Genomic DNA, 22572 nt, shown 5'->3' on the forward strand with positions numbered 1-22572 from the left:
GGGCCGGCACCGTCCGAGGGCGATGTGCTGGTCTTCGGGGACCTGACCATCGACACCGGCGGCCTGGAGGTCTTCGTCGCGGGAAGCTCCGTGGCGCTGACCCCGACCGAACTGAAACGGCTGCTGGAGTTCGCCGCCCACCCGGGCGTCGTGCCGGAGCGGCACACCCTGCTGCGGGACGTGTGGGAGTACGGCTGGGACGCCAGGCGGCGGAGCGCCGTTCGCGGGCGCTGTCAGTGGCGGCTGGGAGGATCGACGGATGACGACACCTCCTGCTGCCATCACCGCCTTCTGGGACGCGGCGGCCCCCACGTTCGACGACGAACCGGACCACGGCCTGCGGGCTGCGGAGACCCGCGCCGCATGGGCCGCTCTCCTGACCGCCTGGCTCCCGTCCGGCCCGGCGGACGTGCTGGACGTGGGCTGCGGCACCGGGTCGCTCTCCGAGCTGGTCGCCACGGCCGGGCACCGGGTCACCGGCGTGGACCTGGCCCCCCGGATGGTCGAGCGAGCCCGGTCCAAACTGGCCGGAGCCGGCCTTCCGGGCCGCTTCCTGATCGGCGACGCAGCCCTGCCGCCGACCGGGGAGGAGCGGTTCGACGTGCTGCTCTCCCGCCACCTGGTGTGGACCCTGCCCGATCCGCAGGCCGCGTTGAGCGAGTGGGTCAGCCGCATCCGCCCCGGCGGGCTGCTCGTCCTGATCGAGGGCCGCTGGCGCGAGGCGGGCCAGAGCGGTGTGCCGTACGTGGCGGGCGCCGAAACCCTGCCCTGGCACGGGGGCATCGCCGCCGACGACCTCGCCGCCGCCGTGCGCCCGCTCGTCAGCGACCTGCGCGTCGAACCGCTCAGCGGCGATGCCACCCTGTGGGGCGGCCCGGTGACGGACGAACGCTACGCGCTGATCGCCAGGATCTGACCGGAGAAGCCGCACCGCACCGTCGGTGTCAGGGTCCCAACGCACGCTCGGTGTCAGGCGTCCGCGCGCAGGAGATCGGCGCACTTCTCGCCGATCACCATCGTCGTGATGCACGGATTGACGGTGATGAGATCCGGCATGACCGATCCGTCCGCGACCCGCAGCCCGTCGACCCCCTTGACCCGCAGGCGGGCGTCGAGCGGCGCCATGGGATCGCCGTCCGCCCCCATCTTGACCGTGCACGAGGGGTGGTAGACGGTGTTGTGCGTCGTGCGGATGTAGTGGAGCAGCTCATCGGCGGTGCGGACACCCGGGCCCGGGGCGAGTTCCGCCCCGGCCCAGCCGGCGAGTGCCGGCTGCGCGGCGATCCGGCGGGCCAGCTCGATGCCGCGCGTCATCACCCGTACGTCGTGCTCGTGCGTGAAGTACCGCGGGTCGACCCTCGGCTTGTCGCGGTAGTCGCGCGTCCGCAGCCGCACCGTGCCGCGCGATGCGGCACGCGTCACGTTCGGCGTCAGACAGAAGGCGTTCTCGGACGTCGGATAACCGTGCCGGGCGGTGTTCATGTCGAAGGGCACGGACCCGTAGTGGAACATCAGGTCCGGCCGGTCCAGACCCGGCTCGGTGTCGTAGAAGATGCCCGCCTCCCACCACTGGCTCGACGTGGTGGTCATCGGCTGTCTCGCCTCCCACATGATGACGCCCTCCGGGTGGTCCTGGAGGTTCTCGCCCACCCCCGCGGAGTCCACGAGCACCTCCACGCCCACCTCCCGCAGATGCTCCGCCGGGCCGATGCCCGACAGCATCAGCAGCTTCGGGGTGTCGATCGAGCCGCAGGAGACGACGACCTCGCGCCGGGCGCGGACCGTACGGGTGTGGACGAGATCCGGGTCCAGGTACGCAACGCCGGTACAGCGCCGTCCGTGGAACGCCAGCTTCTTCGCCCGTACCCCGGTGCGTACCTCCAGGTTGGGGCGCTTGCCCAGCACCGGGTGGAGGTAGGCCACCGAGGAGGACTGCCGGACGTTGTTCTCGTCCGCGTTGAGCTGGAACCAGTTGGCACCCCGCACCACCGTCGAGCCGGTGTTGAACGGGGTCGTCGGTATGCCCGCCTGCGCACACGCCTCCAGGAGGGCGGCGCCGCACGGGTCCTCGCCCTTGATCGTACGCAGCTTCACCGGTCCCGACCGGCCGTGGTGGGCCCCGGGAGCGTCGTTGTTCTCCAGCCTGCGGTAGAGCGGGAACAGGTCCGCCGCGCTCCAGCCCGTGCAGCCGGCCGCCGCCCAGTCGTCCAGGTCCTCGCCGGGCGCCCAGAAGGCGATGCACGAGTTGTGCGAGGAACAGCCGCCGAGCACCTTGGCGCGCGCGTGCCGCATGAAGCTGTTGCCGCCGGCCTGAGGCTCGACCGGGTAGTCCCAGTCGTAGCCGGACTCCAGCAGACCCATCCACCGTTCCAGCTTCAGGACGTTGTCGTCCCCGAGGTCGCTCGGGCCCGCCTCCAGGACGCACACGGTGACGGACGGGTCCTCGCTCAGCCGCGCCGCGACGACGTTGCCCGCGGTACCGCCACCCACCACGACGTAGTCGAACTCCGCGGAGTCTTCCTTCATGAGGGGGTGACCTCCTTCAGCGCTGCCGGCTCGGTGCGGGCCACGGCGGCGTGTTCGGCGAGGACGCCCGTACGGTGCCGCTGGACGAACCAGTAGTAGGCGAAGCCGCCCACCGCGATCGCGCCGACGAACAGCACCGCGCCCCAGCGCAGATACCAGTGGTAGGGGGCGGCGGCGTTGTACACGGCCGACCGCGGCCAGATGAGGTTGAGGGTCATCGCCGCCCCCCACACCACGGCGACGATGTTGACGGGCAGCCCCCACCGTCCGAGCGAGAACTTGCCCTCCGCGGGCCGCCACCGGCCGCGCAGCCGCGCCACCAGCATCGGCCCGGTGACCAGGAGATAGGCGACGTAGACCAGCACGATGCCGATGCTGGTGACCACGGTGAAGATCTGCGGCTGACGGATGTTGACCAGCAAGATCGCGAGGGCGAGCACCCCGATGATCACGGTCGGCAGGATCGGGGTGCCGAACCGCACGCTGACCTTCGCGAGCCGGGAGGAGGCGGGCAGATTGTTGTCCCTGGCCATGGCGAAGGCGAGCCGGACGGCCGCCGTGTGCACGGCGAGCGCGCAGACGGTGACGGCGATCAGCACGCACCACAGCATCGCCTTGCCGGCCGTCGGGCCGAGGACGTCGAGGACGACGTACTGGAGCCCGTCGGTGGACAGTTTCTCGCCGCGCAGACTCGACACGCTCATCAGCGCGAGGATCAGGACGAGGCCGCCCAGGACGAACGACGCCACGATCGCACGGATGATGGCGCGCGGTGCGTTGCGTGAGGGATCGAGGGACTCCTCCCCGAGCGAGGCCGCCGTGTCGAAGCCGTACATCACATAGGCCGAGGCGAGCGAGGCGATCAGGAACGCGCCGAGATAGCCGAGGGGCTGGCCCGCGCCGGTGCCGGCCGTGTCGGTGACGACGTGCGGGCCGCGTACGACGTTCACCGCGAGCAACACGATCAGTACGAGGGTTGCGATGAGTTCGAGGAACACACCCGCGGTGTTGATCCGTGCCATCAGCTTCACCCCGAAGGCGCTCACGACCGTGGTGAAGAGGATCAGGCCGGAGGCGAGGACGACCGCGTTGGTCGCCACGTCGTACGTCCCCGTCCCGTCTCCCACGAACTGGAAGACGGAGGATATCTGCGGAAGCGTCAACTGGTAGGCGAGGGCCACGGCGGCGATGGAGACGATCGAGGCGGTGAGCATCATCCAGCCCGCCAGCCACCCGACGTGTCCGTTCCCCACCTTCTTCGACCAGTTGTAGATGGAGCCGGCCACGGGATAGCGGGCGGCCAGTTCGGCGAAGCAGAGCGCGACCATGAACTGGCCGGCGAAGACCATCGGCCAGGACCACCAATAGGCGGGACCGCCGCTGGCGAATCCGAAGTAGAAGAGCTGGAAGGTGCCCGTGAGGATCGAGATGTACGAGATACCGGCCGCGAAAGTGTGGAAGTTGCCGAGCGTCCGCTTGAGTTCGGGACGGTAGCCGAACTCGGCGAGCTCCGCGTCATCGCCCGGTGGGGAGGGTGGATCAGTAGCCATGGGTCAACTCCTCGACAGTAGACATCATTTCCGGTCGGTCGGGCTCGGCGATGTGTCAGGCGAACCAGCCATGCGGCTGCGGTGCGGTGTTGCGCCAGATGTGCTTCGTCTCGCGGTACTCCGCGAGACCGGCCGGCCCGAGCTCCCGGCCCGTACCGGACTGTTTGAACCCTCCCCACTCCGCCTGCGGCAGATAGGGGTGGTAGTCGTTGATCCATACGGTGCCCAGCCGCAGCCGTCCCGCGATGCGCCGCGCCCGGCCCTCGTCGCCCGTCCACACCGCGCCCGCGAGACCGTAGACCGTGTCGTTCGCGAGCCGCACGGCCCCGTCCTCGTCGCCGTCGCGGAACCGCTCCACCGTCAGGACCGGGCCGAAGGACTCCTCCCGTACCACCGACATGCTCGCGTGACACTCGTCGAGGACGGTCGGCAGGTAGTAGAAACCCCGGTCGTACGCGGGCCCTTCGGGCCGGGCACCGCCGCAGCGCAGTACCGCGCCCTCGGTGACGCCCCGCACGACGTACGCCTCGACCCTCGCGCGATGGGCGGCCGAGATCAGCGGCCCGGTCTGCGCCCGCTCGTCGAAGGGACCGCCCAGGCGGATCCCCATGGCCCTGCGCACGATCTCGTCGACGAACCGGTCGTGCAGCGCATCCTCGACGAGCAGCCGCGCCCCCGCGGAGCAGACCTGTCCCGAATGCAGGAACACCGCCGTCAGCGCCATGTCCACCGCCGTGTCGAAATCGGCGTCCGCGAAGACGATGTTGGGGTTCTTGCCGCCCAGCTCGAGCGCGACCCTCTTCACCGTCCCGGCGGCCGCCGCCATCAGCCGGCGGCCGGTCCGCAGACCACCGGTGAAGGAGAGCAGGTCGACATCGGGGTGGTCGGCGAGCGGCGCCCCCGCCTCGGGGCCCGCGCCGAGCACGAGGTTGGCGACACCGTCGGGCAGCCCCGCCTCGGCGAGCAGACGCATCAGGTGGATCGCGGTGTGCGGGGTGAGCTCGCTCGGCTTCAGGACGAACGTGTTGCCCGCGGCGAGGGCCGGTGCGACCTTCCAGGCCGTCTGGAGCAGCGGATAGTTCCACGGTGTGATCAGCCCGCAGACCCCGGCCGGCTCGTGCACCACCCGGCTGTCGGCGCTCGGCGTGCCCGTGTCGATCACCCGGCCCGTCTCGGCGGGGGCGAGCCGCCCGAAGTAGCGGAAGCAGTTCACGACGTCGTCGATGTCGTACGCGCTCTCCACCAGCCGCTTGCCGGTGTCCAGTGACTCGGCGCGGGCCAGCGCGTCCTTGTCGCGGGCGATCAGCCCGGCGACGCGCAGCAGCAGGTCGCCGCGCCCGGCGGCGGAGGTGTGCGGCCAGGGGCCCTCGTCGAACGCCCGGCGGGCGGCGGTGATCGCGTCGGACGTGTCCCTGCCGCCCCCCTCGTCGACCTCCGCGACGAGGGTGCCGTCGGCGGGACAGCGGATCTCCCGGGTGCGCCCGCCGCGGGCAGCGGTCCACGCGCCACCGATGAACAGATCAGGCACCGGTGCCTCCGAGCTTCTCGTTCAGCCAGGCGTGGAAGATCCCGATGTGGTGCTCGGACGGCACCAGCACACCGCCCGCGCGATAGGCGCGGGAGGCCATCGCGGGCTGGGTGCGCTCGCAGGCGTCGAAGTCCTGGACGTTGACCCGGTGGAACAGCTCGACGGACTTCGAGACGTCCAGGCCCGACGCGACGACCTCCGGCGCGTACAGCCAGTCGCACTCGACGACCGTGCGGTCGGCGGCCAGCGGGAACATCCGGTGCAGGATCACATGGTCGGGGACGAGGTTGATGAACACGGTCGGCTTGACCGTGATGGCGTAGTAGCGACGGTCCTGCTCCTCGGTCACCTCGGGCAGCTTGCCGAACCCCTCGCTGCCGTCGACGGTGAAGCCCTTGGCCTCCTCGGCGAACTCCGCGCCGTGCCCCACGTAGTACTGCGCCGCGAAGCCGTCGGCGAACTCAGGGAGCACATCGGTGAGTTCGGGATGGATCGTCGCGCAGTGGTAGCACTCCATGAAATTTTCGACGATCAGCTTCCAGTTCGCCTTCACGTCGTACGAGATCCGCCGGCCGAGCGCCAGACGCTCCGTGCCGTACCGCTCTATGGACGCCGCGTCGCCGAGCCGCTCCACGGCCGCGCCGATCACGGTCTCCTCGAAGGACGGCGGCCCGTCGGCCAGGCACACCCACGCGTAGCCGAGCCATTCGCGCAGGTGCACCGTCACCAGGCCGTAGGTGGTGCGGTCGATGTCGGGCATCTTCACCAGGTGGGGGGCGGCGATCAGCTTGCCGTCCAGGTCGTACGTCCAGGCGTGGTACGGACATTGGAGCGCACGCCGCACCGCGCCGGACTCCTCGGTGCACAGCCGGGCGCCGCGGTGCCGGCAGATGTTGAGGAAGGCACGCAGCTCGCCGGCGCGATTGCGGGTCACGATCACGCTCTCGCGGCCGACCTGCACGGTACGGAACGCACCGGGCCCTTCGAGGTCCGAGCCGCGCACGGCGCAGAACCACATCGATTCGAAGAGCCGCTCCTGCTCCTGCCGGAAGACCTCCGGGTCGGTGTAGAAGTGGCCGGGGAGCGTGGCGATCAGGCTGGGCGGCAGGTCGGTTGCCGTCAAGGCGGACTCCTCAGGCGGAAGGCGCGGGCGCGGTCGCGGTCGAGGGCGCCGTCGGGGGCGCGGTCGCCGCGGACAGCCGGCGCGGGTCGAAGAGCTCGATGGGGTGCTCGGTGGAGCCGTTCAGCGCCAGGTCGGCGACGATCTCGCCGACGACGGGCACGAACTTGAAGCCGTGGCCGGAGAACCCGCAGGCCACGGTCACCGAGTCGGGGTGCTCGGGATGGCGCGCGATCACGAAGTGCTCGTCGGGGGTGTTGGAGTACATGCAGGTGGCGGCCTTCAGGAACCGGCCGGGCAGGGAGGGGATGTGCCGGGAGAGCTGCCCCGCCATCGCCGCGACCTCGTCCTCGTGCACGACCCGGTCGATGGTTTCCGGCGTGCACACGGTGCCCCTGCGGAAGAACGCCACCTTCGCGCCGAGACCGGGCCCGTCGATCGAGGGGAAGCCGTAGAACTGGACGTCGTTCGCGTCCTCCCAGATGTAGATCGGATGGTTCTCGGGGAGGAACGGGCCGGTGCCGCCGTGCGGCTGGAACCAGTACATGACCTGTCGCTCGATGGTGAACGGCACGCCCAGGTCGGTGAGCAGCTGCGGCGCCCACGCACCCGGGCAGATCACCAACCGGCCCGCCGTGTAGGTGTCCTCGGCGGTGTGGACCCGTACTCCGTCGCGGTACGGTTCCCAGCGCAGCATCGGCTCCTCGAAGTGCAGGTCCGCTCCCGACCGCGTGGCGAGCTGGAGGTGGGCCGCCACCGTGTTCTCCGGGCGGAGGAGCCCGGCCCGCGCCTCGAACAGCGCCACCTCGTCCTCGGCGGGAGTGAAGGTGGGGAAGCGGCGGCGGATCTCCTTCGCGTCGAGCATCTCGTGCGGCAGGTCCCACTGCCGGGCCGAGAGCAGCGAACCGGACACCGTACGGGAATCGGGGCGGCCGACCATCACACCGCCGCACAGCGTCGCGATGTCGCGGCCGGTGTCGCGCTCCAGGGCCTCGTACAGCTCGTAGGAGCGCAGCAGCAGCGGCACGTACGCGGGGTCCTCGAAGTACGACTGCCGCGTGATGCGCGAACCGCCGTGGCTCGAGCCGCGGTTGTGGACCGGGCCGAACTTCTCCAGACCGAGCACGCGCGCGCCGCGCGCGGACAGGTGGTGGGCGGCGGCACTGCCCATTCCGCCCAGGCCGACGACGATCACGTCATGAGTGGGTGACACGTGGGGTCCTCCTCGGGCGCTCCCTGGAACCTGTCGTCAACGTTGCGCCTAACGGCGGATGCGGCTCATACCGGGGTCGAACACCGGCTCGTCGGCGACGGCCGCCGGGACCTTCTCGCCGAAGTACTCGACGTGCACGGGGGTGCCGGCGGTGAGCGGGGGCAGCCACGCGTACGCGATGCAGCGGCCCAGCGTGTAGCCGTAGGAGGCGCTGGTCACGTACCCCGCCGGCAGACCGCCTACGAACACCGGTTCCTTGCCGAGGACGACGGCCGCCGGGTCGTCGAGCAGCAGCGCGGTGAGCCTGCGCCGCGGATCGCCCGCCTTCTCGAGGGCGGCCCGTCCGACGAAGTCGCCCTTGTCCATCCGTACGGCGAAACCGAGCCCGGCCTCGTAGGGGGTGTGCTCGCAGGTCATGTCGTGGCCCCACGAGCGGTAACCCTTCTCCAGGCGCAGGCTGTTGAAGGCGGATCGGCCGGCCGCGATCACGCCGTGTTCCCGTCCGGCCTCCCAGAGCGTGTCCCAGAGCCGCAGCCCGAGGTCGGCGCTGGTGTACAGCTCCCAGCCGAGCTCGCCGACGTAACTGAGCCGCATCGCCGTCACCGGCACGTGGCCGAGGTAGGTCTGTTTGGCGCGGAAGTAGCCGAAGCCCTGGTGGGAGAAGTCGTCCCGGGTCAGCGGCTGCACCAGCGCGCGGGCGAGAGGGCCCCACACGCCGATGCAGCAGGTGCCGGAGGTGATGTCACGTAGCTGTACGTCGTCCGGGGCGTGGCGCAGCAGCCAGTCCTCGTCCGCGCGGCTGTTGGCGCCGATCTGGAAGCGGTCGGTGGCGAGGCGGGCCACGGTGAGGTCCGAGCGGATGCCACCGGTCTCGTCGAGCAGCAGGGTGTAGGTCACCGCGCCCGGCTTCTTGGCGAGGTCGTTGGTCGTCATCCGCTGGAGGAAGGCCAGGGCGCCGCGGCCGGTGACCTCCAGCCTGCGCAGCGGGGTCATGTCGTACAGGGCGACCTTCTCGCGGGTCGCCCGTGCCTCGGCGGCGGCGATCGGCGACCAGTAGCGGGCCGACCAGGCGTCCCGCCCGGGCAGGTCGATGCCCTCGGCGAGCGGGGCGTTCGCCTCGTACCAGTGCGGTCGCTCCCAGCCGCCGCCCTCCAGGAAGTGCGCCCCGAGCTCCTGCTGGCGGGCATGGAAGGGGCTCACCCGCAGGGGGCGCGGCTGCTCCATGGGCTGCAACGGGTGCAGGACGTCGTAGACCTCGACGAACTGCTGCGCGCCGCGATCGGCGACGTACGCGGGGGAGTGCTGGGAGTCCTCGAAGCGGGTGAGGTCGCACTCGTGGACGTCGATCCGCGGCCGGCCCTCGACCATCCACTCCGCGACGGCCCTGGCCACTCCTGCCGAGTGGGTGACCCAGACGGCCTCGGCGAGCCAGAATCCGCGCAGGGCGCGGGACTCGCCGAGCAGGGGCATTCCGTCCGGCGTGAAGGAGAAGACGCCGTTGAACCCCTCCTCGACCTCGCTCCCCGCGAGCGCGGGCAGCAGCTCCTGGCAGTCCCGCCAGCTCGGCGCGAAGTCCTCCGGGGTGAAGGCGCAGGAGGATGGCATCACCGGCGCCTCGTCGTAGGCCGGGACGGTGAACGGGTCGACGGGCAGCGGCCGGTGGGCGTAGCTGCCGATGCCGAGCCTGTCGATGTGCTCGCGGACGTACAGGTCGCGGTCCTGGAACCGCAGGATCGGCCGGGACGCCTCGGTACGCGGGTCGTTGAGCCCCGCGAGCTCCGGCAGGGACCGGGTCCTCGCGTACTGGTGGGCCAGCGGCAGCAGCGGCACGTCGACGCCCGCCATCCGGCCGACGACCGGACCCCAGAAGCCGGCCGCCGACACGACGTGGTCGGCGGGGAAGACGCCCCGGTCGGTGACGACACCCGTCACCCGGCCGTCCTGCTTCTCGATGCCGGTGACGGTATGCCGCTCCAGGAAGCGGGCGCCGCGGACCTCGGCGCGCTCCCTCTGGGCCCGACAGGCGGGGACGGCGCGGGCGAGGCCGTCGTCCGGGGTGAAGAACCCGCCGAGGACCTTGCTCGCGTCGAGCAGCGGCCACAGCTCCTTGCAGCGGTCGGCGGAGATCAGTTCGCCGCGGATGCCCCAGGAGGCCGCGTAACCGGCCCGGCGGTGGAGGTCGGCCAGACGCTCCTGCGTGATCGCCAGTTCCAGGCCGCCCACCGGGTTGAAGCAGGGCAGCCCGTCGGCTTCGAGTCCGCTGAACTTCTCGACGGTGTAAGCGGCGAACGCGCTGAGCGTCTTCGACGGGTTGGTCTGGAAGACGAGCCCCGGGGCGTGGGAGCTGGAACCGCCGGGGGCGGGGAGCGGGCCCTGTTCGAGGACCGTGACATCGGTCCAGCCGCGGGCGGTCAGCTCGTCGGCGAGCGAGCAGCCGACGATGCCGGCGCCGATGACCACGACACGGGGACACGGTGCGGGCGCGTGCGGCACGTAGGGCTCCTCGGCTGTTGCGGAGTGCACGATGTGTTGCGCGATGGGGAACATAGTGAGAACCGCGACAACTCGCCGTCAAGGGTTCGGTGTTGGCGGCCGGTAAATCCGGGCGGCCGAACGGCACGCTCTGGGGGCGGGCCCCGAGTGCGTCCTCCCCGCTTACGACGACGCGGGACCGGGTCACCCCGGCCCCGCGTCGCGTGCGGTTCAGCTCCTCGGAATGGCTCAGAAGCTGTAGCCCATCCGTCGTGACAGCTCGTCGGCCGCGACGACCGTCCGCGCGGCGAGCTCCGGCAGTCGGTCCCGTTCGAGTCGGTAGGCCGGGCCCGAGACGCTGAGCGCGCCGAGCACCCTGCCGTCGTGCGCGCGCACAGGCGCGGCGACCGCGTTCAGGCCCAGCTCCAGCTCCTCCGCGACGATCGCGAAGCCCTGCGCGTACGCCGCGTCCAGCTCGGCCCGCAGCATGCCGGCGCTGGTCACGGTGTGCTCCGTGAACCGCGTCAGCGCCCGGGCGAGGAGTCCTTCGCGCAGCGTCGCCGGCAGGTGGGCCAGGAGCACCTTGCCGCTGGAGGTGGCGTGCAGGGGCGTGCGCCGGCCCAGCCAGTTCTGCGCGGTGACCGAGGCGGGGCCGCGCGCCTGCATGATGTTGACGGCGGCATCGTCGTCCAGGACCGCGATGTTCACCGTCTCGCCCAGCTCGTCGGCGAGTTCCCGGCACACCGGCGCGCCCTCCTGGGAGATGTCCAGGCGTACGGCCGCCGCTCCGGCCAGGCGCAGGATGCCCGCGCCGAGGAAGTACTTGCCGCGGTCCTGTGCCTGCGAGACCAGGCCCCGGTTCTCCAGCACGCCGAGCAGCCGGAACGCCGTGGACTTGTGCACCTCCAGCTCGTCGGCGATGTCGGTGACGCCGGCCTCGCCGCGCCGGGCGAGGATCTCCAGCACGCTCACGGCCCGGTCCACGGACTGGATGGCCCCTGCCGCTCCCTTGGGCGCGCGGGCCTGTGCTTCCTCGTTCTGTGCAGCCACTGCCTGTTCGCCGGTCATAGCTCAACTCTCAGCGTTCTGTGGTCCGTTGAAAACGCGGTCCGGGAACACATCCTCGGGAAGCCCTTGACGCGATGGGCAACCCGACCGGATTCTGTTGCGGATCGCGATCCATCATGCGCCATACGCAACCGCATGCTACCGAAGGGTCCGGACGAGAGTCCTGGACCGAGGGGGGCCCGTGATTCCCGTCTGCCGCCTTGAAGACCTTCCTGCGGGCGAATCCGTGCGTATCGACACCACACCGCCCATCGCGGTGTTCAACGCCGACGGCGAGCTCTACGCCATCGACGACACCTGCAGCCATCAGGACGCCTCACTCTCCGAGGGCTGGTTCGAAGGCTGTCAGGTCGAATGCCCGCTCCACGCCGCCGCGTTCGATCTCCGTACCGGGCAGCCGACCCGTCCGCCCGCCCGGCGTCCCGTCCGCACCCACGAAGTCGTCGTCGCGGACGGAGTCATCCACGTGCGCCCGGCCGCACGGGATGACACCGCCGCATGAGTCTCCGCCACCTGTCGGGACGCTCCGGCGCACGCGGGCGCTGACCTGTGCTGGTCCGATGTCTCCCCACGCCCCCAACTCACGTGCCATGATTCTGAGTTATGACCGTGGGGGAAGGTTTGCCGAATACGGCTGTCCGCATTCGTCTGGGGCAGGGTGCGAGCGCGAGCGATGTCGGAGCCCTGAAGGCGTGGCTCGAACGGGAACACAGGCTGGAGGCGCTCAGGAGCAGCGGCGACCTGGAGATCAGGGAGCGTGCCGGGGCCGAGGAGCACGCCGGCAGCCCGATGGGGGCCGGGCTGGAGATCCTGCTGGTCCTGGTAGGAGTCGTCGGCCCCACGCTCTTCGACGAGGTGTACGCACAGGCGAAGAGCGGCGTACGGGCCTGGCGGGAGAACCGCCGCGCCGTGGAGCGGGGCGAGCCCCCGGAGGTCGAGGTCGTGCCGGACGGCGACGCGAGGTAGCCCGATGGCGCGCTTCGACCCGCGCGGGAGGGTGAACCGGGCGCTGCTCGTCGGCGTGCCCGCGTACGAGTTCACGCAGCCCGGCCATCCCTTCGGGGTGCCCGGCAACCTTGAGGCGGTCGAGCACAATCTCGTCGGCCTCGCGGCTGCGCTGCGCGAGGGCGGGGTGTTCGGCGAGGACGAGATCGGAGTCTTCCGGCCGCGCAACGTGGACGAATTCGACCGTCGTCTGGACGACGCCGTCGACGAGGCCGAGGGCCTTCTCCTGCTCTATTTCTCCGGGCACGGCGCCGTGCCCAGCACAGGTGACGAACTGTGGCTCCTGATGCGCGCGGCGACGATCGTGGCGGGTACGGAGTCGGTGTTCCGGGGTGCCGTTCCCTGGAAGAGCGTCCTGACCGTGCTGACCCGCACCAGGGCGGAACACGTGGTCGTCGTGCTCGACTGCTGCTACGCGGGCAACGCTTCGGCGGCCTGGGACGCGCTCGACACCTTCCAGAGGCACCGGATCTCGCTGTTGATGAGCGTGCAGGCCAACAACCGGATCGACGCCGGGGACGACGCCACCCCGACACCCTTCACCGCGGAGCTGATACGCCTGCTGCGTGTCGACGCACACGGCGCTCCTGTGGCTCCCGTGGGGTTCAAGGAGCTGGCGGAGCGGTTGTGGGCGTACATGTCGGCGCATCACACGACGCTGCGCGAGCCCGCCGAGAAGTGGGAGCCGCAGAGCCGCCCGGCCGGTTCGGGCACGGACGTGCTGCTCGCGGCGGACCCCGGGATCGGCGGCCCGCAGGTCCCCGGCGCTGAAGCCGGGACAGAGTTGACCGCTGAAGCCGGGACAGAGTTATCAGGGACAGCAGAGGGAACAGAGGCACCAGAGACACCAGAGGCACCAGAGACAACAGAGTCGGCAGGGACAACCAAGACAGCCGTGCCCCCGCGGGACCGCCGTTCGTTGTGGCCGTTTCCCGCAAGACGCCGCCCGCGTCCGGCCGGCGATCCGAGCCGGACCGCCCGTCGACGGCCGGGCGGCAGGACCCGTTCGGTCGCGGTCACCGCCGGCGCGCTCATCGTGCTCGGGGGTCTCGTCCCCGCCGGGTCCCTCCTCGACGGGTACCACCTCGGCAGCGGGCTGCCCTGCAAGCCACCGCTCGAACTCCGGCTGCTCACCGACCCCGACATCGAGTCCACCGTCCGCAAGGCGACGGAGGTGTTCCTGGTCTCGGACGCGAACCGGACCGGTGACGGCTGCCGGCGCAGTGGCATCACCGTGTACAGCGCCGGCGCCGCGAACGTCGTCGCCGCGTTCCACGACCAGTCCGACCCGTGGCAGCGGCCCACGTCGGAGGCGGTCAATCCGCAGCGCGACATCGGCCCCCAGCCGGACATCTGGATTCCCGCGACCTCGGCGAGCGCCAACCGTGCCCGCCCGCCGCAGGAGCAGCGCAGCTACGCGGAACTGCTCGTCGACCCGGCCCCGTTCGCCTACTCGCCCGTCGTGCTCGCCGTGCCGCAGCAGCTCGCGGCTGTGGGGCTCGCCGGCCGGACCGGCGGCCTCACGACGCTGATGGACGCACTGCGCACGCGTGACTCGAAGGCGGAAGTACGGCGTCCGGACCCGGAGCACACGGACTCGGGCCTGGTGGCGACCGTCGGCTTGCACGGGGTGGGAGGTGCGGGAGGTGACGGAGGTGTGGGAGGGACGAACGCGGCCGCTGCCGAAGACCGCGTCGCGCAGCCCGGACCGCCCTCGCCCACCAGCGGCAACCTGCTGTGCGTGCTGCCCGACGACGAATCCGTGGACGACCGCACCGCGGCCCTCGTGCCGGAGTTCCTGATGAAGTCCGGAGTGGACTGCGACAGCACGACGCGGGCCCGGCGGATGGCCTTCTACCCCGATGACGCGCCGGGCCTGGACCCGACGTTCGTACAGGTGCGCTGGAAGGAGGCCGGCCGCGATACGGCCGCGCGGCAGGACGCGGTCAAGCGGTTCCGCGCCTGGCTGACCGGTGCCGGTCAGCCCACGGCGGGCGGTGGCAACGGGCAGGCCGGGGAGGAGGCCCGGGGCGGGCTCGTCGAGTTCGGCAAGGACGGCTTCCGCAGCGCAGTGGAACACCGGCCCCTCGCCCCCGACCTCACCTTCAGTGATTTCGGCGCCCTCGGCAGCCCCGGCACCCTTCCCGCCCCCGCCCGCCAGGCCGCCATGGCCACGGCACTGAAGGAGTACCGGGAGGCCAACGGCCCCGGACGGGTGCTGTTCCTCCTCGACAGTTCCGGCTCGATGGGCGACTTGTGGGAGGGGCCCGGCGGCGCGCCCGGCATCGTCAAGCAGTCGCTCGGTGGCCTGGGGGACCGGGACGAGTACGGCGTCTGGGCCGTCGCGGCCGCGCCCGGCGCCCCGCTCGCGCACCAGGAGCTGCTGCCCTTCGGCCGGTACCGGCGCGAGGACGCCGAGCGCGCCATCGACCAACGGGCCCAGATCAAGGACGTGGAGGCTGATCCGTACCGGGCCCTGGTCGCGGCCCTGGAGGACATGTCCGGACGCGGCGCCGACGACGAACGACCGCAGCTGATCGTCTACATCACCGACGACGAGGACAACAACCGGCTGGTCGAGAGTGGACGGCTCGACGGCTTGCGCGCGTACGCGCGGGACAGGAAGGTTCCGGTGGTCATGGCATCCCTGGACAGCGGCGGCTGCGACAAGGGCAAGCCGGACGCGGTCATTTCCGAGGCGAGCGGCGGGCGCTGCCTGGACACCAGGACCGATCTGGTGGCCGGACTGCGCGACGAGGTCGCCCGAGTGGGAACAGGGGGCGGGGGATGACGCCCGGCAGCAGACGGGGTGGTCCGTCCGGCCGGTGCCCCCGGGCCCTCGCCGCGGTCCTCACGGCGCTCCTCACGCTGGGAGCATGCAGCGGGAGCGGTCGCGGCGGCTCCGAGGTCGCAGCCCAGCCGGCTGACGCCGGTGCCGCGGAGGGCACCATCGTGGTGGCCAGCGGACGTGACGTCACCGGCAAGGGCGGCATCCGGCAGAAGCTGATCGAGCAGTGGAACAGCCAGCAGGAGGAGAAGGGCTCCAGCTTCCGGGCCCGCCTGGTCGAGCTGCCGGGTTCCGCGGACCAGCAGCGCAGCCAATTGCTGGGCGCGCTCCAGTCCGGCAGTGCGGAGTACGACGTGGTCAATCTCGACGTGACCTGGATACCCGAGTTCGCGGACGCGGGCCTGGTCCAGCAGCTCCCCGACGAGCTGGTGGACGCGGACGTCATCCCCTCCGTCGCCGCCACGGCCGGCTGGGACGGGAAGCTGTACGCCGTTCCGTTCAACAGCGATGTCGGGCTGCTCTTCTACCGCCGCGACTACCTGAAGAACGCGGGCGTCACGGACACCGAACTCGGCAAGGACACCGAGTGGTCCACGGTCCAGCGGCTCATCGGCAACGTGAGCGACGCCGGCCGCAGCACGCGGGACGGCTACGAGAAGGGGTGGACCACCCAGCTCGCGCCGTACGAGGGCCTCACGGTCAACGGCATCGAGGCGTTCGCCTCCGCCGTCGACGGCCTCCGCCTCACCGACGGCGCCGGGCGGTACACCGGTTCCGCGCAGGACCTGAAGGCGGGGCTGGAGGAACTGCGCGACCGGACCAAGGCCCCCTACACCCTGCCGGATGCCGGCCGCTCCGACGAGGCCGAGTCCCTGGGGGACTTCGCCGACGGCCGAACCGCCTTCCTCCGCCACTGGCCGTACGCCTACCGCACCCTGTACCAGTCCCTGACCGACCAGCAGCTGGGGGTGGCCCCGCTGCCCGGCAAGGCGGTTCTGGGAGGCCAGAACCTGGCCGTGACCACGGCATCGAAGCGCGGGGACGCGGCCAAGGCGCTGATCAAGTTCCTCACCAGTCAGGAGAGCGAACGCTGCCTGCTCGACGCGGGGTTCGCGGCCACCAGGCTGTCCGCCTACAACGAAGACGGCCTGGCGTGCCGCGCGGCCAAGGCCCCCGGCCCGGCCACTCCGTCCGCCGAGAGCACCGACCGCATGCCGAGGGACGATCAAGGCCGGCCGAAGTACGCGCGCGACACCCTGCTGCCCGCACTGCAGAACGCCGTCCAACGCCCCCGCACCCCTCTGTACGGTGCGTTCACCCAGACCTTCACCACCGAACTGCGCCGCCTCTACGCCGACAAACCACCCTCGGACGCGAGGCTCGCCAAGGATCTGCACGCGAAGCTGAAGGGCGCGCTGCCCCACACCTGACGACGGCCCGACCCTTGCCTCGGGCCGTCGTCGGATGGCGTCGGCCAGGTGATGTCAGCGGCCCCAGCGCAGCGCGGCCGTCTGCACGGGTGCGTCCCACAGGCGTAGCAGCTCTTCGTCGGCCCGGCACAGGGTCACCGAGCAGCCGGCCATGTCGAGGGAGGTGACGTAGTTGCCGACCAGCGTCCGGGCGACCGGTACGCCCCGTGCGTCCAGCACCCGTGCGACTTCGGCGTGGAACCCGTAGAGCTCCAGCAGGGGTGTGGCGCCCATCCCGTTGACCAGGGCCAGCACCGGCCCGTCGGCAGGCCCCACCTCGGCCAGGTCCTCCAGTACGGCGCCCACCGCGGTCTCGGCGATCTCCCGGGAGGGCATCATGGCGCGCCGCTCCCGGCCGGGCTCGCCGTGGATCCCGATCCCCAGTTCCAGGTCACCGTCGGGCAGGTCGAAGGTGGGGCTGCCCTTGGCGGGCGTGGTGCAGGCGCTGAGCGCCACGCCGAAGCTCCGCGAGGACGCGTTGACGCGCCGCGCGGTCGCCGCGACCTGCTCCAGCGGCGCGCCTTCCTCGGCGGCGGCCCCGGCGATCTTCTCGACGAAGAGGGTGGCGCCCGTGCCGCGCCGTCCGGCCGTGTAGAGGCTGTCGGTGACCGCGACGTCGTCGTTGACCAGCACGCTCTCGACCTGGACGCCGTCCTCCTGGGCGAGTTCGGCGGCCATCTGGAAGTTCAGTACGTCCCCGGTGTAGTTCTTGACGACGAACAGCACGCCCTGCCCGGAGTTCACGGCGCCGGCCGCCCGCAGCATCTGATCGGGCACCGGCGAGGTGAACACCTCCCCGGGGCAGGCCGCCGAGAGCATGCCGGGGCCGACGAAGCCCGCGTGCAGCGGTTCGTGCCCGGAGCCGCCGCCGGACACCAGTCCGACCCGGCCGCCCTCGCGCGCGTCCCGCCGTACGACGACCCGCCGCTCCACGTCGACGTCGAGCTCGGGATGGGCGGCCGCCAGGCCCCGCAGGGCGTCGGCGACCACGGTCTCCGGACTGTTGATCAGCATCCTCATGCCTACCTCCCGGGTGGAACCGGCGGATGAGCCTCTGACCAGGTGCCTTACGGAGCTCAGGCAGCGCCGGTGACAGGCGGGCGCATTCGCGATCGCACGCCATATGAACGATCGCACGCCGTGTTAACAGTGTGCCGTCACGCCGTGCACATGCGCGACGGATGCCTCGCGACCGCATCGGAGGCCGAGCCGCCTCGCGCGCGTTCGACCGGTCGGTCTTACGATGATTCCTGGAGAACTCGGGGCAGTCGACGGCCGGTCCTCGGGCCGGCGGGAAGCGGGCACCCATGGCTGAGCGGCTCAAGAAATCCGGGCTGGTCGGCGAGCTTTCAGCAGAATTCGCCGGCACCATGATCCTCATCCTCTTCGGGTGCGGCGTGGTGGCTCAGGTAGTCGCCGGCGGGGCCCTCACGGACCCGGCGGGCGGCCTGGGAAACCACGACAGCATCGCCTGGGCCTGGGGCCTCGGCGTCACTCTGGGCGTCTACGTCGCGGCGAGGCTGAGCGGTGCTCACCTCAATCCCGCGGTGACCGTCGCGCTGGCGGCGTTCAAGGGCTTCCCGTGGAGCAGAGTGGCCCCCTACGCGCTGGCCCAGACGGCCGGGGCCTTCGTGGCGGCCCTGATCGTCCGGTGGAACTACACCGAGGCGCTGGCGAAGGCGGACCCCACCCACACGATCAAGACGCAAGGCGTCTTCTCCACACTGCCCGCCAACGGCAATACGAACCTGCCGGTCACCGAATGGGGCGCGCTCCGCGACCAGGTCATCGGCACCGCGATCCTGCTGCTGCTGATCCTGGCGGTCACGGACCTGCTCAACACGCCCCCCGGCGCCAACCTGGCGCCGTTCATCGTCGGCCTGATCGTCGTGGCCATCGGTATGGCGTGGGGCACCAACGCGGGTTACGCGATCAATCCGGCCCGCGACTTCGGTCCCCGGCTGGCCAGCTTCCTCACCGGGTACGGCGGAGCGTGGCGAGATCAGTACGGGCACTTCTACTTCTGGGTGCCGATCGTCGGTCCGCTGGTCGGGGGCCTGCTGGGAGCGGGCCTGTACAAGTTCTTCATCGGCCGGTTCCTGCCGACCGCCGAGCCGGAGCCCCCCGGACGGGTCCCGGCCCCGGACGAGAGCTGACACGAGAGCTGACCGGCTCCCGGGGCGGCCGTGAATCCGGCCGCCCCGGGGAGAGCCCAAGGAGAGGCGGCATCCCATGGCGGACTTCGTCGGCGCGGTGGACCAGGGGACCACCAGCACCCGTTTCATGATCTTCGACCATGCAGGCAACGAGGTGGCGAGGCACCAGCTCGAGCACGCGCAGATCCTCCCGCGCTCGGGGTGGGTCGAACACGACCCGGTGGAAATCTGGGAGCGCACCAACTCGGTGATCCAGAACGCGCTCCGGCACGGAGGTCTCTCGCCGGAGGACCTGGCGGCCATCGGCATCACCAACCAGCGGGAGACGACCGTCGTCTGGGACCCGCGCAACGGCCGCCCGTACTACAACGCCATCGTCTGGCAGGACACCCGTACCGACTCCATCGCGGCAGCGCTGGAACGCTCGGGCCAGGGCGACGTCATCCGCCGCAAGGCGGGGCTGCCGCCGGCCACGTACTTCTCCGGCGGCAAGATCCAGTGGATCCTGGAGAACGTCGACGGAGTCCGCGAGGCGGCCGAGCAGGGCCATGCCCTCTTCGGCAACACCGACTGCTGGGTGCTGTGGAACCTCACCGGCGGCCCGGACGGCGGCATCCACGCCACCGACGTGACCAATGCCAGCCGCACCATGCTGATGGACCTGGAGACCCTCGACTGGGACGACGAACTGCTGGGCTTCTTCGGCGTTCCCCGGGCGATGCTGCCCACCATCAACCCGTCCTCCCACGCGGAGGCGTTCGGACAGACCCGCACGTCCCGGCCGCTTCGGGCCGCCATCCCCATCACCGGTGTGCTCGGCGACCAGCAGGCAGCCACCGTCGGGCAGGTCTGCTACGCGCCGGGCGAAGCCAAGAACACGTACGGCACCGGCAACTTCCTGGTGCTCAACACCGGCACCGAACTGGTCCGGTCCCAGCACGGCCTCCTCACCACCGTGGCGTACCAATTCGGCGACAGCCCGGCGATCTACGCACTGGAGGGCTCCATCGCCGTCACCGGCTCCGCGGTGCAATGGCTGCGCGACCAGCTGAAGATCATCAGTGACGCCGGGGAGAGCGAACGCCTGGCCCGTACCGTCGAGGACAACGGCGGCATCTACTTCGTCCCCGCCTTCTCCGGTCTGTTCGCCCCGTACTGGCGCTCCGACGCCCGCGGCGCGATCGTCGGCCTCGCCCGGTACAACGACAACGGCCACCTGGCGCGCGCCACCCTGGAAGCCATCTGCTACCAGAGCCGTGACGTGGTGGAGGCGATGGAGCAGGACTCCGGCGTCCACCTCGACGTGCTCAAGGTCGACGGCGGCGTCACGGCCAACGACCTGTGCATGCAGATCCAGGCCGACGTCCTCGGCGTACCGGTCAGCCGGCCGGTCGTCGCCGAGACGACCGCGCTCGGCGCCGCCTACGCGGCCGGCCTGGCCACCGGCTTCTGGCGGGACACGGACGAGCTGCGCACCCACTGGCAGGAGTCCAAGCGCTGGGAGCCCCAGTGGTCCGAGGACCAGCGCGCGGAAGGGTACGCGGGCTGGAAGAAGGCGGTGGAGCGCACGCTCGACTGGGCCAAGGTCGAATAGCTTCCGGCCGAGGGGCCGAGGGGCCGAGGGGCCGAGGGGCCGAGGGGCCAGGGGCCAGGGGTCGAGAGTGACCGCACGGGCCGCCACCGTCGCGTGCGCGGCCCGTACCCGCACGACAGCACGAGGAGGAGACCATGGCGGACCCGGTGGCCCTCTCGCCCGCGGCACGCGCGCAGGCCCTCGTCCGGCTGGGAGAGCGTGAACTCGACGTCCTCGTCGTCGGTGGTGGCGTCGTCGGCTCCGGGGCGGCCCTGGACGCCGCCACACGGGGCCTGAGCGTCGGCCTCGTCGAAGCCCGGGACTGGGCCTCGGGGACGTCCAGCCGCTCCAGCAAGCTCATCCACGGCGGCCTGCGCTACCTGGAGATGCTGGACTTCCGGCTCGTCGCCGAAGCCCTCAAGGAGCGCGGCCTCCTGCTCCGGCTCCTGGCACCCCATCTGGTGCGTCCGGTGCCCTTCCTCTACCCCCTGCAGCACCGGATCTGGGAGCGTCCGTACGTCGGCGCCGGCGTACTGCTGTACGACACCATGGCCGCTGCCTCCGGCACCTCCAGCGGCCTGCCCCACCACCGCCACCTGCTCAAGCGCCGAGCCCTGCACGAGGCGCCCGCGCTGCGCTCCGACGCCCTCGTCGGCGCCATCCAGTACTGGGACGCCCAGGTGGACGACGCCCGGCACACCATGTTCCTCACCCGCACGGCGGTCGCCTATGGAGCGCTGGCCGCCAACCGCACCCGCGTCAGCCGCTTCCTGCGGCAGGGCGAGCGGGTGGTGGGGGCCGTCGTCACCGATCTGGAAACCGGCGCCGAGACGGAGGTGCGGGCCAAACAGGTCATCAACGCGACCGGTGTGTGGACCGACGACACCCAGGCCATGGCGGGCACGCGCGGCCAGTTCCACGTCCGCGCGTCCAAGGGCGTACACCTGCTCGTCCCCCGTGACCGGATCAACTCCCGCACCGGGCTGATCCTCCGCACCGAGAAGAGCGTGCTGTTCGTCATCCCCTGGGGACGACACTGGATCATCGGGACCACCGACACCGACTGGACACTCGACAAGGCTCATCCCGCCCTCAGCTCCAAGGACGTCACCTACCTGCTGGAACACGTCAACAGCGTCCTGGCCACGCCCCTCGTTCCGGAGGACGTGGAGGGCGTCTACGCCGGTCTGCGTCCCCTCCTGTCCGGTGAGGCCGCGGAGACCAGCAAACTGTCGCGGGAGCACCTGGTCGCACACCCGGTCCCCGGGCTCGTCGTGGTGGCCGGCGGCAAGTACACGACGTACCGGGTCATGGCCAGGGACGCGGTCGACGAGGCGGCCCGCGGTCTGGACGAGAAGGTGCCCGACTGTGTCACGCAACGCGTTCCGCTGCTCGGCGCCGACGGCTATCCGGCCCTGTGGAACTCCCGGCACCACCTCGCCGAGCGCTCCGGGCTGCACGTCGCCCGCATCGAGCACCTCCTGAACCGCTACGGCTCCCTGGTGCACGAACTGCTCGCCCTGGTCGCGGCCGACCCCTCGCTCGGCGCGCCGCTGCCGAGCTCCGACGACTACCTGCGGGTCGAGGCCGTCTACGCGGTGACCCATGAGGGAGCCCGCCACCTGGAGGACGTGCTCGCCCGGCGTACCCGGATCTCGATCGAGTCCTGGGACCGTGGCGTGGACGCGGCGCGGACCGTCGCGGAGCTGATGGCGCCCCATCTGGGATGGGACCGGGCGCACCAGGACCGCGAGGTCAACCACTACCTGAAGCGGGTGGCCGCTGAACGCGAGGCCCAACGGCAGCCGGACGACCAGACCGCCGACGCCGTGCGGCTCGGCGCTCCCGACATCATCCCGGTGCGCTGAGACTCCACCCCGTCCAGGGCATGGGCCAGCACGTGCAGCCCCCGTGCTCCGGTCCGCTGTGAGCCCGGGCTGGCCGTTCCCGTCCCGGTGCTGATCTCACCGTCCTGGCGCATCGCCGCCTTTTACCAAGATCGGTTCTGGATGTCCAGCCACGTATTCGAGTGTCGTGACGCACATCCGCTCGCAGGGTTTATTTGAAGTACGCCCTCACCGGGGAACCCCGGAGGAAATGAGGT

The 22572-nt window shown here is 71.1% G+C and carries 16 protein-coding genes and 1 pseudogene; 9 read left to right on the forward strand and 8 right to left on the reverse strand.

What is annotated here, in order from left to right:
* Window positions 1-27: 27 nt before the first annotated feature.
* Window positions 28-201: pseudogene (locus AB0D48_RS33685) on the forward strand (DNA-binding response regulator); the annotation flags it as partial.
* A 58-nt stretch (window positions 202-259) separates the two neighbouring features.
* A complete protein-coding gene (locus AB0D48_RS33690) occupies window positions 260-916 on the forward strand; it encodes a class I SAM-dependent methyltransferase (protein ID WP_362405829.1) in 657 nt (218 codons plus the stop codon).
* Between the two features lie 53 nt (window positions 917-969).
* Here the strand turns inward: AB0D48_RS33690 and AB0D48_RS33695 are convergent, their stop codons facing one another.
* From AB0D48_RS33695 to AB0D48_RS33725, 7 genes are all read right to left on the reverse strand, one after another.
* Window positions 970-2526 (reverse strand): GMC family oxidoreductase N-terminal domain-containing protein, encoded by a 1557-nt coding sequence (locus AB0D48_RS33695; protein ID WP_362405832.1) that lies wholly within the window; start codon window positions 2524-2526, stop codon window positions 970-972.
* Window positions 2523-4076: an amino acid permease gene (locus tag AB0D48_RS33700; RefSeq protein ID WP_362405835.1), complete on the reverse strand. Its 1554-nt coding sequence runs from the start codon at window positions 4074-4076 to the stop codon at window positions 2523-2525. Before AB0D48_RS33700 ends, AB0D48_RS33695 begins: the two co-directional genes overlap by 4 nt.
* 55 nt (window positions 4077-4131) lie before the next feature.
* Window positions 4132-5604, reverse strand: a complete 1473-nt coding sequence (locus AB0D48_RS33705; protein ID WP_362405838.1) for an aldehyde dehydrogenase family protein — start codon at window positions 5602-5604, stop codon at window positions 4132-4134.
* Window positions 5597-6727, reverse strand: a complete 1131-nt coding sequence (locus AB0D48_RS33710; protein ID WP_362405841.1) for an aromatic ring-hydroxylating dioxygenase subunit alpha — start codon at window positions 6725-6727, stop codon at window positions 5597-5599. The genes AB0D48_RS33705 and AB0D48_RS33710 overlap by 8 nt, the downstream gene beginning before the upstream one ends.
* Window positions 6728-6737: 10 nt before the next feature.
* A complete protein-coding gene (solA, locus tag AB0D48_RS33715) occupies window positions 6738-7937 on the reverse strand; it encodes an N-methyl-L-tryptophan oxidase (protein WP_362405844.1) in 1200 nt (399 codons plus the stop codon).
* 48 nt (window positions 7938-7985) lie between these two features.
* Complete coding sequence (locus AB0D48_RS33720; RefSeq protein ID WP_362405848.1) at window positions 7986-10430, reverse strand: FAD-dependent oxidoreductase; 2445 nt, start codon at window positions 10428-10430, stop codon at window positions 7986-7988.
* Window positions 10431-10658: 228 nt separating this feature from the next.
* The gene (locus AB0D48_RS33725) at window positions 10659-11477 is read right to left on the reverse strand and encodes an IclR family transcriptional regulator (RefSeq protein ID WP_362405851.1); all 819 of its coding nucleotides are present in this window, start codon (window positions 11475-11477) and stop codon (window positions 10659-10661) included.
* 181 nt (window positions 11478-11658) lie between these two features.
* Between AB0D48_RS33725 and AB0D48_RS33730 the strand changes: the two genes are divergently transcribed.
* The 4 genes from AB0D48_RS33730 (at window position 11659) to AB0D48_RS33745 (ending at window position 16700) form a co-directional block, all read left to right on the forward strand.
* Complete coding sequence (locus AB0D48_RS33730) at window positions 11659-11979, forward strand: bifunctional 3-phenylpropionate/cinnamic acid dioxygenase ferredoxin subunit (RefSeq protein ID WP_362405854.1); 321 nt, start codon at window positions 11659-11661, stop codon at window positions 11977-11979.
* Between the two features lie 119 nt (window positions 11980-12098).
* Complete coding sequence (locus tag AB0D48_RS33735; RefSeq protein ID WP_362405857.1) at window positions 12099-12443, forward strand: hypothetical protein; 345 nt, start codon at window positions 12099-12101, stop codon at window positions 12441-12443.
* Window positions 12444-12447: 4 nt separating this feature from the next.
* Window positions 12448-15273 carry a vWA domain-containing protein gene (locus AB0D48_RS33740; RefSeq protein WP_362405860.1) on the forward strand — a complete coding sequence of 942 codons (2826 nt, stop codon included), beginning with the start codon at window positions 12448-12450 and terminating at the stop codon, window positions 15271-15273.
* A gap of 164 nt (window positions 15274-15437) precedes the next feature.
* Complete coding sequence (locus AB0D48_RS33745; protein ID WP_362405863.1) at window positions 15438-16700, forward strand: extracellular solute-binding protein; 1263 nt, start codon at window positions 15438-15440, stop codon at window positions 16698-16700.
* A gap of 54 nt (window positions 16701-16754) precedes the next feature.
* Here the strand turns inward: AB0D48_RS33745 and dhaK are convergent, their stop codons facing one another.
* Window positions 16755-17759 (reverse strand): dihydroxyacetone kinase subunit DhaK, encoded by a 1005-nt coding sequence (dhaK, locus tag AB0D48_RS33750; protein WP_362405866.1) that lies wholly within the window; start codon window positions 17757-17759, stop codon window positions 16755-16757.
* Between the two features lie 287 nt (window positions 17760-18046).
* Here dhaK and AB0D48_RS33755 point away from each other — a divergent pair, with 287 nt between their 5' ends.
* From AB0D48_RS33755 to AB0D48_RS33765, 3 genes are all read left to right on the forward strand, one after another.
* Complete coding sequence (locus AB0D48_RS33755; protein WP_362405869.1) at window positions 18047-18895, forward strand: MIP/aquaporin family protein; 849 nt, start codon at window positions 18047-18049, stop codon at window positions 18893-18895.
* A gap of 76 nt (window positions 18896-18971) precedes the next feature.
* Window positions 18972-20489 carry a glycerol kinase GlpK gene (gene glpK / locus AB0D48_RS33760; protein ID WP_362405872.1) on the forward strand — a complete coding sequence of 506 codons (1518 nt, stop codon included), beginning with the start codon at window positions 18972-18974 and terminating at the stop codon, window positions 20487-20489.
* A gap of 134 nt (window positions 20490-20623) precedes the next feature.
* On the forward strand, window positions 20624-22336 hold the full coding sequence (locus AB0D48_RS33765) for a glycerol-3-phosphate dehydrogenase/oxidase (RefSeq protein WP_362405875.1): 1713 nt from the start codon (window positions 20624-20626) through the stop codon (window positions 22334-22336).
* The last annotated feature ends 236 nt before the right edge of the window (window positions 22337-22572 follow it).

The organism is Streptomyces sp. NPDC048269, from assembly GCF_040652395.1.
In the GTDB taxonomy this organism is placed as follows: Bacteria; Actinomycetota; Actinomycetes; order Streptomycetales; family Streptomycetaceae; genus Streptomyces.

Excerpts from the sequence above, each read along its gene's own strand:
- AB0D48_RS33690 (WP_362405829.1), top strand. The coding sequence starts at position 260 with ATGACGACACCTCCTGCTGCCATCACCGCCTTCTGGGACGCGGCGGCC.
- AB0D48_RS33695 (WP_362405832.1), bottom strand. The coding sequence starts at position 2,526 with ATGAAGGAAGACTCCGCGGAGTTCGACTACGTCGTGGTGGGTGGCGGT.
- AB0D48_RS33700 (WP_362405835.1), bottom strand. The coding sequence starts at position 4,076 with ATGGCTACTGATCCACCCTCCCCACCGGGCGATGACGCGGAGCTCGCC.
- AB0D48_RS33725 (WP_362405851.1), bottom strand. The coding sequence starts at position 11,477 with ATGACCGGCGAACAGGCAGTGGCTGCACAGAACGAGGAAGCACAGGCC.
- AB0D48_RS33740 (WP_362405860.1), top strand. The coding sequence starts at position 12,448 with ATGGCGCGCTTCGACCCGCGCGGGAGGGTGAACCGGGCGCTGCTCGTC.
- dhaK (WP_362405866.1), bottom strand. The coding sequence starts at position 17,759 with ATGAGGATGCTGATCAACAGTCCGGAGACCGTGGTCGCCGACGCCCTG.
- AB0D48_RS33755 (WP_362405869.1), top strand. The coding sequence starts at position 18,047 with ATGGCTGAGCGGCTCAAGAAATCCGGGCTGGTCGGCGAGCTTTCAGCA.
- glpK (WP_362405872.1), top strand. The coding sequence starts at position 18,972 with ATGGCGGACTTCGTCGGCGCGGTGGACCAGGGGACCACCAGCACCCGT.
- AB0D48_RS33765 (WP_362405875.1), top strand. The coding sequence starts at position 20,624 with ATGGCGGACCCGGTGGCCCTCTCGCCCGCGGCACGCGCGCAGGCCCTC.